Origin of the sequence: Alkalibacterium sp. f15 (genome assembly GCF_049389645.1) — a bacterium.
Classification (GTDB): domain Bacteria; phylum Bacillota; class Bacilli; order Lactobacillales; family Carnobacteriaceae_A; genus Alkalibacterium.
Genome location: NZ_CP186540.1, coordinates 2,603,261 through 2,614,554 on the forward strand (window position 1 = coordinate 2,603,261; position 11,294 = coordinate 2,614,554).

An 11,294-nucleotide genomic window follows, 5' to 3' on the forward strand; every position below is an offset into this window, starting at 1 on the left:
AACTGACTCAAAAGAAAGGACGATTTCATGTATAAAATAGCACTAGTTGGTGCCACCGGTTTGGTTGGCCAGACGATGCTCCACTTATTGGACCAGAAAAACATCCCGTTCTTCTCTTTGACCCTTTTTTCATCCGCGCGTTCAGCCGGAAAAAGAGTTGCATTCAAAGGGGAAACGTATATCGTTGAAGAATTGACGGAAGAAAAGGCTAAGAGTGACTTTGACTATGTCTTGATGTCTGCCGGTGGAGAGATAAGTTTGCACTTCGCTCCCCTCTTTGAAAAAGCCGGTGCCGTCGTGATCGATAATTCCAGTGCCTGGCGCATGGATGATAGTATTGATTTGATTGTTCCCGAAGTAAATAAACCGACGTTGAAACGCAAAATCATTGCCAATCCGAATTGTTCGACCATTCAGTCCGTCATTCCGCTCAAACCTTTGGCAGATGCCTTCGGTTTGAAACGTGTGGCCTATACGACTTACCAGTCAGTATCGGGATCAGGCTGGAAAGGCATAGAAGATTTAGACAGAGGCGAAAAAGGCGAGGCTCCAGAGAATTATCCGAAGCCTATTTACCATAACGTCATCCCACAAATAGATGTCTTTTTAGAAGATGGGTATACCAAAGAAGAACAAAAGATGATCAAAGAAACGCAGAAAATATTAAAGGATGCCTCCATCGACGTCACGGCAACATGCGTTCGCGTTCCTGTTCCTCATGCACACGCCGTTGCCATGAACATCACTTTGAAGCAGGAACCCACTGTGGCGGAGCTGAAAGCAGTCTTGGGAGACTTCCCTTCTATCATCGTCATGGATGACCCGTCACGTGAGGTTTACCCTACCCCGCTGGATGCCGCCCATAAAGAAGGCGTCTTTGTCGGTCGCATCAGGAAAGATAACAGCTTGCCTAACACCTACCATTTATGGTCCGTGAGTGACAACATACTCAAAGGTTCCGCTTTAAATGCTGTCCAAATACTTGAAGAACTTATCTCCAGAAAGGATGATTAAATTGACACGATTATTTACCGGTGCAGCTGTTGCTGTCACGACCCCCTTTATAGAAGGCAAAGTGGACTATGACAGTTTCAAGCAGCATTTAACTTTCTTGAAAGAAAATAGCATCCAAGCTTTTGTGGTCAACGGTACGACGGGTGAAGGAACCACTTTGACACGTGAAGAAAAAACCACCTTGTTATCCCTAGCGATGGAAGTGGCTGACAAGCAGATCCCAGTGATTGCCGGAACAGGTTCAAACAATACGGCAGAGGCTATCATCCTTTCTCAAGAAGCTGAAAAATTAGGCGTGGATGGGCTGCTAGTGATCACCCCCTACTACAACAAAACTAGTCAAAAAGGCCTGCTTGCTCACTTCACTGCCATTGCTGATGCGGTTTCTATCCCGATCATCTTGTATGATGTGCCTTCACGTACAGGCGTAACGATCGCACCGGAAACGCTGGAAGTCTTGGCTCAGCATCCAAACATCATTGGTCTGAAAGATGCGACCGGTGACTTGGCACATCTAAGTCGTCTTCAACGGGTCGTAGCTGACTCGTTCTCGTTTTACAGCGGGAATGACGACTTGGCCCTACCCTTCTTCTCATTAGGCGGACACGGCCTTATATCGGTCCTGGCCAATGCTTTACCGAATGATTATCAGAACATGTATGTGGCGGCATTAAAACAGCCCAAACTAGCCGCGGACATCCACCGCAAGCTCTTTCCCTTAGTGGATGCCTTAGGCGTTGACGTTAATCCGATCCCGATCAAAGTGTTGACCAGTCACCTAGGTTATGGCGCTTATTCTTTGCGCTTACCACTCGTGCCCCTTGAAGACGCTGCTCAAAATGTTTTAACTGAGCTCTTCGATCACACCAGAAAGGATGCGTAAAATGAAGATTTTACTGGTCGGATACGGCACGATGAACAAACGCGTAGCCACACTCGCTGAAGAGAACGGACACACCATCGTTGGAGCAGTCTCGCCAACGGACGAAATTGATTGTCCCTATCCTCTCTTTGGGTCCGTCAATGAAGACTTACCAGAGGCAGATTGTGTGATCGATTTTTCACACCCGACATTAACCAAAGAACTGTTAAGATCTGGTCTCAACGTCCCTATGGTGATTGCGACCACCGGTGAAAAAGAGACACTGCTTGCATTGATGGACGAAAAAGCGACAGAGGTTCCCGTGTTTTTCAGCGCCAATATGAGCTACGGCGTCCACATTGTAACGCAATTGCTCGAAACCATCGCTCCGCTCATGGATGACTATGACATTGAAATGATCGAAAAGCATCATAATCAGAAAATAGATGCCCCGAGCGGAACGTTGATCAAATTGCTCGATGCGATCACTGAAAAGGCTCGTCCAGACGCTCAGACCGTTTACGACCGCAGCCAAGTCACCGAAAAACGCGACAAAAAGGACATCGGTATTTCAACCATTCGCGGAGGCACCATTGTGGGTGAACATGAAGTGTTGTTTGCCGGTCACGATGAAGTGATTTCCATCAAACATTCAGCCCAGTCCAAAGATATCTTTGCCCGTGGTGCTTTGAAAGCAGCTGAAAAGTTAATAACCAAAGAAACCGGCTTTTATACGTATACTAACTTAGGAGTGTGACCTGTGAAAGACTTTAATCCAGAAGAAATCATCCAATATATCAGCGAATCAGAAAAATCTACGCCAATAAAAATTTATGTCAATACCGAGCTTAAACGAGACGATTTCCCCGAGTCTTTTAAAGTTTTTGGTTCAGATGGAAGCTTCACCCTGTTTGCAGACTTGAGAGACTGGCAGCCTTTCTTTGCAGACAACGAAGAAGCTATGAGTGAATTGGTCATCGAACAAGACCGACGCCACTCTGCCATCCCGCTTTTAGACCTTTCTCAAGTGGATGCCCGTATCGAACCAGGCTCATTCATTCGGGATCATGTAACCATAGGTAAAAATGCTGTTGTGATGATGGGTGCGGTGATTAATATCGGAGCTGTCATTGGTGAAGGAACAATGATCGACATGGGCGCGGTTCTGGGTGGTCGCGCCATTACCGGTAAAAATGTTCACGTCGGTGCTGGAGCAATACTTTCAGGTGTCATAGAACCTGCCAATGCCAAACCTGTCGTAATTGAAGATAATGTTTTGATCGGGGCGAACGCCGTAATACTTGAAGGCATAACGGTCGGCAAAGGTTCCGTCGTTGCGGCCGGGGCTATCGTAACTGAAGATGTCCCGCAAGATACCGTTGTCGCTGGTGTTCCTGCCAGAAAAATAAAAAACACGTCTGATGTGGCTTCAGAAAAAATAGCCATCATTTCTGCTTTAAGAGAACTTAAATAAAAGCAAATTCAATCGATACTATCATATACAGGAGGAAAGTATGTCCCGCTTACTCGAAACAGTGACGACTCATCGTAGACAGTTACATCAGATACCCGAACTTTCATTTAATGAATATAAAACGACAGAGTATATCAGAACGACACTAGACTCGCTTTCGATACCCTACTTTACGCCTATGGATACGGCTACCATTGTTTATTTTGAAGGCTCTTCTGGCTCAAAAGAAACAGTCGGCTTTCGTGCAGACATTGATGCTCTGCCCATTCAGGAAGAAACGGGTGTCACGTTTGAATCGCAGCATCCAGGCGTCATGCACGCCTGCGGACATGATGGTCATGCGTCCATCATGCTGACGTTTGCTGAATGGTGTAAAGAGCAACAGGACAAGGGGTTGCTCGAGAAAAACATGCTGCTCATATTCCAGCCTTCTGAGGAATCAAATGCTGGAGCTGACGCTCTCATTCGGGCTTTTCCTTTTGAAGATTATCAGATCAACGGAATTTACGGCCTTCATTTAGGTCCTGACGTGCCTGAACACACATTAGCGACCAGACAAGGCTTTTTAATGGCGAGTGCAACAGAATACCGCATAACCGTCAGAGGTCTTTCTGCCCATGTGGCTCAAAAAGAAAAAGGATTCAGTGCCCTAGGAGCTGTCGTCAATATTGCGACGCAACTTTCTCAGGTTCAGCAATACTTTTTAAACGGCTTGCATCAGAATATTTTGCATATTGGCCAACTCCATGCAGGTGAAGCGATCAATACAGTTGCGTCGGACGGACACATACAAGGAACCATCCGCACCTATTTTCCCGATGATCTGAAACACATTCAGGAAAAAATGGAAACCATCGTGACCAGTACAGACGCCCTGCATCACACGGTAACTTCTCTGGACTTTGCTAAAGGATACCCGGCCGTATACAATGACACAGCCTTGATAGAGACTGTAAAAACAAGTGTCGATCATGCCGGCTTGAACCTCCAACTACTTGATGTTCCTTATCTTTTCGGCGAAGATTTTTCCTTCTATCAATCAGTGGCTAAAACTAATTTTGCCTTTTTAGGTATCCGTAACGAAGAAAAAGGCTATATCCATGGTCTACACACTTCCCTGTTCAATTTTGACGAAGCCATCTTGCTCAACGGCGTAAAGTATTTCCAATCCATTGCCCATACGTTAGGTGTGATCAAATGACTGCACGATTAACACTCAATGAAAAACGACTGGTCAGACAAGCTCGTTTAATTCAATCAAAAACCGATACCATCGCAGTGGTAAAAAATGACGGGTATAATCACGGTCTTGAACGGGTGTACCGGACCTTTTACGAAGGTGGTATTCGCGCTTTTTCGACGACCGTCTTGTCTGAAGCGATCCAACTGAGAAAATGGAACAGTGACATCTTTATTTTACTGCTGGATCCAAGTACAGAATTTCAGCTCATAAAAGAATACGATATCACTTTGACCGTCTCGTCCTACGCCTACTATGAGAAATATAAAGACGAGTTAAAAGGGCTAACGATTCAACTGGTTTTTCGAAATGACCTTAACCGATTGGGCTTTGATCGCATCGCTGATATGAAGCACATATTGGATGATAAGGATCTGAACGTTAACGGCATCTGGACACATTTTGCTTCTGCGGATGACTTTGGTGTTGACAGATATCAAAAGGAAAAAGAAAAATGGCAAACAGTTATAAAAGGACTGCATGCGTATCTTCCCGGTCTGAAGTACATTCACGCGCAGAACAGCGCTTCGTTTTTAAGGGATGGCCCGCTCCCTCATCATACACATATAAGAGGAGGCGTTATTTTGTATGGCGCTCGTCCCTATTATGAAGGCTTGGATGTCTCTCTCGCTGAACAAGTAGTCAGTATCGAAGCCAATGTCATTGAATTGACCTCGGTCGAGGGCGGACAAACGATTGGGTATTCCGCAGATTACCAACTTGAAAAAGATGCAAAGATTGCCGTATGTGATATCGGCTATGGTAACGGTCTGTTGAAAGCACGGAAAAATTTCCCTGTATTAATAAACCGAAAAGCCTACCCGATCCGCTCGATAATGATGAGTCATATATTGATAGAGGTAGACGACGACGTTGCAATTGGTGACTCTGTCATCCTTTATAATGATGAATTGCGTTTCGATTGGTTCGCCAGTCAAGGTATCGGCCCTTTTTCTCAACAAATGGCAAGCCTGAACAAACAGACCTTTGAGTTATCCATAATCAAATAGCCTCAGACAGAAGAGACATTCTTAATTCTTCTGTCTTTTTTTTGACTGATTTTTGACAAGGATATACTGATATATGAAGAGACAACAAAAGTTTGTGAAAATCATTTCATATCCCCATCGTTTTGTGCTAAACTGGACTAAATAAATAAATCGGTTACAATGATTTAAATAGTACATAATTTCTTGAATTTGTGAAATAAATTGAAAGGAGTGGCCACGTTGGTTCTCACAAGCAGTTTCATGATCTTTGCTTTCTTTTCTTCTTACCTTTTTTATTCAATGATATACGGTAACATTGCTCATTTGAGTATTGTTTCACTCGTTATGCTGGCCATTTCGGGTTTATTCTTCGTCAAACAATTAAGAACCGAATGGGGTTGTATAAAGTGTCAATTAAAACAACCCGTTAAATTAAGTCGACCAAAAAACTTAAACATTTTATTGGCGCTAGTCGGGGGAGCTTACATCACATTCATATTGAATCATCAATTGGGTTTGGGTGGTGTCCTCGCTTCAAGTGTTATCGGTTTGAGTGGCGCCTATCTTTTCAAAAATTATGCAGCCGCTATTTACTGCGGTTCATTTGTCGGGATGGCTTGCAACTTGATTTTCTCAAATCCCTTTTCCTTCATGTTAGCCAGTCTCATTGCAGGCATTCTGTTCATTCTGTCCGAACAATTATTTAAGGGCTATGGCGGAAAATTAGGTTTTATAGCTTTTTGTGGCACCTTTCTTTCTGCTCTGGTTTTCAGGTCACCCTTTAGGACGTTGGATCCACTCTCAACTAATTTATACCTACCCTTATTTTTAATCATTATCTTTGCTGGAATGGCGACCTATCTGTTGCAGGACATGTTTTTATTGGATGCGGTGACAGCTTCTGCTTTAGTTGGCCTGACCATAGCTATACTATCTCCACAAAACAGTCACATCATTGTTGTTGCTGCTTTTTGCGCAACATTTACAGGTATGGTATCCAAAGAAAGAGCGAAAACCTATACCGAGATGTTTTTCTTAACCATTTTGACCGGCATCTTATTTATCGCTGTCGCCTCTCTTTTTGATGGTTCTGGAGGAAAATTGGGAGCAACGGCGTTTTTGGCCACCGTTTCTGGTAGAAGCATGTTGAATACACTCTTTTGGTTGAAACACACCTATATCAAAACTAAGAAGCAATCGGTAAAAATTTTATAGCAAAAAAAAAAAGGAATCCTCTTAAATGAGGATTCCTTTTTTTGAATCGATAATTAACTAAATTGCTCAGTTAGTTGTGGAACGACTTGTTTTTTCCTAGAAACCACACCTTCAAGGTATAAGGTATCATCTTTCATTTCTTTGTTAAATGCTTCTGCTACCTGTGCTTTTTCTTCGCCGTAAACAAGCGCGACAGAATCACTTTCCAGTACATTTGTCGTCACGAGTATAAATAAATCAAGCTTATTGCTTTCGCTTTGTGCTGCCATTTCGTCCAGTAATTCTTGTTTACGTTCCAATATTTCATCCACGTCTACAACGTTTACTTGGCCGATACGAACAGTCAAATCACCCATCGGAAAGTTTTTAGCATCATCATTCAGAATTTGATCTGCGTTTTTACTTGATGTATCCGCGCCGGCCTTAAGCAAGTCTTTACCATAAGCCTCTATGTCGATATCCGCAATTTCAGCTAATTCTTTTGCGGCTTTTTCGTCTTCTGCTGTACATGTTGGAGATTTGAATAACAACGTATCAGATATGATCGCTGAAAGCATCAAACCCGCAATATGTTTAGGCACTTCTACATTATTTTCTTTGTATAATTTCAAAATAATCGTATTCGTACACCCAACAGGTTCGGCACGGTAATAAAGCGGGTTCGCTGTTTGGAAGTTTGCAATGCGATGATGATCAACGACTGCCAGTACTTTCACTTTGTCAATATCCGAAACACTTTGCTGCGCTTCATTATGGTCGACCAGCATCACTTCCGGCGTTTCATCTGCAGCTGTAGTGATGACTCGTGGGGCTTCAACTTCAAAATAATCTAGAGCATATTGCGTTTCGGCTGTCGTTTTTCCCAAAGCAACAGGCTCTGTCTCTTTGCCTAATTCATTTTGCAGATGCGAAAAGGTAATCGCTGATGTGATGGCATCCGTGTCAGGACTTTGATGTCCAAATATAAGTATTTTACTCACTGTCATTCTCCTTTTATTTTAAATTCTCTTCTTATAGAATAGCGTAAAAAGTCATTAATTTCAATAAACGAAAAACTATGTTGACGTTAATCCAGTGAGGCTTTCACTGAATTGGACGATCAACATAGTTTTAGTTTACTGCGTTTGATATTTACTTGTTTTTAATATACGGTTTGCATTTTCAACGCGCTCCGCTGTAGGTGGCTGAACGCCTTCCAGTTTATAAGGAATACCAAGTTCTTTATACTTATAAACGCCCAGTTGGTGATAAGGTAAAACCTCTACTTTTATCACGTTATCCAGTTGTTCAATGAAATCACTCAAACGTTCTAAATGTTCATCGTAATCAGAACGGCCTGGAACTAAAACGTGTCTCAACCACATGGGAATGCCGATTTTAGACAAATAGTTAGCCATATCTAAAATACTCTTATTGGAATGCATCGTATATTTCTTATGGATCTGATCATCAATGTGTTTGATATCCATCAACACCAAATCAGTATATTTCATTAATTCTTCAAAGCGACCAAAGAATGGCTCGTCATAAGTGAATGGCTGTCCACACGTGTCTAGTGAAACGTTGACGCCTTCCGCTTTAGCTAATTTAAAGAATTCAATTAGAAAGTCGATATGAATAAGCGGTTCACCACCACTAACGGTGATGCCTCCCTCTTCTCCCCAATAGCTTTTGTATTTCAAAGCTTTGTCAAGGAGTTCTTGAGGTGTGAAAGGTGTTCCGCCACCCATATTCCACGTGTCAGGGTTATGACAGAACTCACAACGCATACGACATCCCTGCATAAACACTACGAAGCGAATTCCTGGTCCATCCAAAGAACCGAAGCTTTCTGTTGAGTGCACATATCCTATTGGTGATTCTGTCATCTATACTTCCCCCTACGAATAATTAAACTTTTTTACTTACATTGAGTCATGGAATGTACGATTCAAGACATCCATTTGTTGTTCTCTGGTTAATTTAGTGAAGTTAACTGCGTATCCGGAAACACGGATCGTTAATTGTGGGTACTCTTCCGGATGTTCCATAGCGTCTTCTAGTGTTTCGCGGTTCAGGGCATTCACGTTTAAGTGATGTCCACCCATTTTAACGTATCCATCTAACATCGTGGATAAGTTATTTTGTTGTACACTGTCTTCTTTGCCTAAAGCTTTAGGCACGATCGAGAAGGTGTTGGAAATACCATCTAAAGATTCTTTGTATGGTAATTTAGCCACTGAGTTCAAACTTGCCAAAGCACCGTTTGAGTCTCTACCGTGTAATGGGTTTGCGCCTGGTGCGAACGGTACGCCTTGACGACGTCCATCAGGAGTATTGCCTGTTTTCTTACCATAAACAACGTTTGATGTAATAGTCAATATAGAAGTTGTATGTGTGGCATCACGGTAAGTTGGGTATTGTCTAACTTTACTCATGAATTTTTTAAGCAATTCAACTGCAATGTCATCTACTTTGTCGTCATCGTTACCGTATTTCGGATAGTCGCCTTCGATTTCATAATCGATTGCTATGCCATCTTCATCACGAATAACTTTAACTTTAGCATGCTTGATAGCTGATAGTGAATCTACCGCTACAGAGAAACCAGCAATACCGGTAGCCATTGTACGAACGACTTCTGAATCATGCAGGGCCATCTCTAAACTTTCATAGCTGTATTTATCATGCATGTAGTGAATAATATTCAAAGTATTGATATACATCTCTGCTAACCAATCCAGCGTGTCATCAAATTTTTCAGTTACTTCAGCGTAATCTAAATATTCAGAAGTGATCGGACGGAATTTTGGTCCAACTTGTTTTTTAGACTTCTCATCCACGCCGCCATTGATAGCATATAACAATGCTTTGGCTAAGTTGGCACGGGCACCAAAGAACTGCATTTGCTTGCCGATCGGCATAGCAGACACACAACAAGCGATACCGTAATCATCGCCCCACTCTTCACGCATGATATCATCATTTTCATATTGAATCGCGCTGCTCTCGATTGAAACACGTGAACAATAATTTTTAAAGGATTGAGGTAATTTTGGTGACCATAAAACAGTCAAGTTTGGTTCCGGTGCTGACCCTAAGTTAGTCAATGTATTCAAGAAGCGGTAGCTACTTTTAGTAACCATATGACGTCCATCTAAACCGATACCAGCAATAGCTTCAGTCACCCATGTTGGGTCTCCTGAGAATAGTTCGTTATATTCAGGTGTGCGGACAAATTTAACTAAACGTAATTTCATAACAAAATGGTCCACTAATTCCTGCGCTTCGATTTCAGTCATCGTACCATTTTTAAGATCTCTTTCAATATAGATATCCAGGAAAGTTGAGGTACGGCCAAGTGACATGGCTGCGCCATTTTGTTCTTTAACAGCTGCAAGGTATCCAAGGTATAACCACTGGAAGGCTTCTGTTGCATTTTGAGCTGGACGTGAAACGTCAAAACCGTAGATGTTTCCTAATTCTACTAATTGATGTAATGCATTCAACTGATCGCTGATTTCTTCACGTTTCCTGATATTTTTTTCATCCATCATTGCTGTATCAGATTTTGTTTTATCAGCTTCTTTTTCAGCAATTAATCGATCAACACCATAAAGAGCTACTCGTCGGTAGTCTCCTATAATACGTCCACGACCGTATGCATCAGGAAGTCCTGTAATAATACCTGTTCGACGTACTTCACGCATTTCTGGCGTATATGCATCAAACACACCCTGGTTATGTGTTTTTCTCCAGTCTCTGAATACATGTGATAGGAAAGGATCCACTTCAAAGCCATAAGATTCAGCGGCTACTTCCATCATACGAATTCCACCAAACGGTTGGAGTGAACGTTTAAATGGTTTTTCTGTCTGGAAACCGACAATTTTTTCTAAATCTTTTGATAAGTACCCCGGACCATGAGAAGTTATTGTAGAAACGACTTCTGTATCCATATCTAGCATGCCACCGGCAGCACGTTCTTGCTTATCTAAGTCCATGACTTGATCCCATAATTTTTCAGTATCCTTAGTCGGACCTTCTAAAAATGATTCGTTTCCATCATAGGGACGGTAATTGCTTTGAATAAAATGACGAACATCAATTTCTTCTTTCCATTGTTTTCCAATAAACCCATTCCAAATGGATTCCAAAGAAATATTTTCAGTACGCTGTTTTTCCATAATCAATTCTCCTTTATTAATCTCTTTATCAACATGTTCATACTATCACATTCACTCACTTTATACAAGTGAAAGGTTGAACGTTCTGTGACATTTCGCCGGTGTATCAGCGTTTTCTCCGTCTTGCTCAATTTGTCACAATATTGACACAAATATGTGTTCCTGTAAGCGAATTCACTATGTTATTCTAGGGTTGTAGTAAATAAACGCAAAAAACATTGCACTATGTTCAATGTTACTAGTCTTTTTCAGGGCATTTCGTTCGAATATGAGAAAGACTTAAATTTTTGAACCCTATTGCTCAGTATTTCACTATATCAAGGAGGAAATGATT

The 11,294-nt window shown here is 42.0% G+C and carries 10 protein-coding genes; 7 read left to right on the top strand and 3 right to left on the bottom strand.

Annotation, left to right across the window (positions count from 1 at the left end):
- Positions 1-27: 27 nt before the first annotated feature.
- The 7 genes from ACO1PF_RS12205 (at position 28) to ACO1PF_RS12235 (ending at position 6,794) form a co-directional block, all read left to right on the top strand.
- On the top strand, positions 28-1,014 hold the full coding sequence (locus ACO1PF_RS12205; RefSeq protein ID WP_423189332.1) for an aspartate-semialdehyde dehydrogenase: 987 nt from the start codon (positions 28-30) through the stop codon (positions 1,012-1,014).
- A 1-nt stretch (position 1,015) separates the two neighbouring features.
- Complete coding sequence (gene dapA, locus ACO1PF_RS12210; RefSeq protein ID WP_423189333.1) at positions 1,016-1,897, top strand: 4-hydroxy-tetrahydrodipicolinate synthase; 882 nt, start codon at positions 1,016-1,018, stop codon at positions 1,895-1,897.
- A gap of 1 nt (position 1,898) precedes the next feature.
- The gene (gene dapB, locus ACO1PF_RS12215; protein ID WP_423189334.1) at positions 1,899-2,633 is read left to right on the top strand and encodes a 4-hydroxy-tetrahydrodipicolinate reductase; all 735 of its coding nucleotides are present in this window, start codon (positions 1,899-1,901) and stop codon (positions 2,631-2,633) included.
- A 3-nt stretch (positions 2,634-2,636) separates the two neighbouring features.
- Positions 2,637-3,350, top strand: coding sequence for a 2,3,4,5-tetrahydropyridine-2,6-dicarboxylate N-acetyltransferase (dapD, locus tag ACO1PF_RS12220; RefSeq protein ID WP_423189335.1), 714 nt, complete (start codon positions 2,637-2,639; stop codon positions 3,348-3,350).
- Positions 3,351-3,390: 40 nt separating this feature from the next.
- On the top strand, positions 3,391-4,551 hold the full coding sequence (locus ACO1PF_RS12225) for a M20 metallopeptidase family protein (protein ID WP_423189336.1): 1,161 nt from the start codon (positions 3,391-3,393) through the stop codon (positions 4,549-4,551).
- On the top strand, positions 4,548-5,600 hold the full coding sequence (locus ACO1PF_RS12230) for an alanine racemase (protein WP_423189337.1): 1,053 nt from the start codon (positions 4,548-4,550) through the stop codon (positions 5,598-5,600). Before ACO1PF_RS12225 ends, ACO1PF_RS12230 begins: the two co-directional genes overlap by 4 nt.
- A 219-nt stretch (positions 5,601-5,819) precedes the next feature.
- Positions 5,820-6,794, top strand: a complete 975-nt coding sequence (locus ACO1PF_RS12235) for a hypothetical protein (RefSeq protein ID WP_423189338.1) — start codon at positions 5,820-5,822, stop codon at positions 6,792-6,794.
- Positions 6,795-6,847: 53 nt separating this feature from the next.
- Here ACO1PF_RS12235 and ACO1PF_RS12240 read toward each other — a convergent pair whose 3' ends face one another.
- From ACO1PF_RS12240 to pflB, 3 genes are all read right to left on the bottom strand, one after another.
- A complete protein-coding gene (locus ACO1PF_RS12240; RefSeq protein WP_423189339.1) occupies positions 6,848-7,774 on the bottom strand; it encodes a manganese-dependent inorganic pyrophosphatase in 927 nt (308 codons plus the stop codon).
- A 135-nt stretch (positions 7,775-7,909) separates the two neighbouring features.
- Positions 7,910-8,662, bottom strand: a complete 753-nt coding sequence (pflA, locus tag ACO1PF_RS12245; RefSeq protein WP_423189340.1) for a pyruvate formate-lyase-activating protein — start codon at positions 8,660-8,662, stop codon at positions 7,910-7,912.
- A gap of 36 nt (positions 8,663-8,698) precedes the next feature.
- Positions 8,699-10,960 (bottom strand): formate C-acetyltransferase, encoded by a 2,262-nt coding sequence (pflB, locus tag ACO1PF_RS12250; protein ID WP_423189341.1) that lies wholly within the window; start codon positions 10,958-10,960, stop codon positions 8,699-8,701.
- Positions 10,961-11,294: the final 334 nt, after the last annotated feature.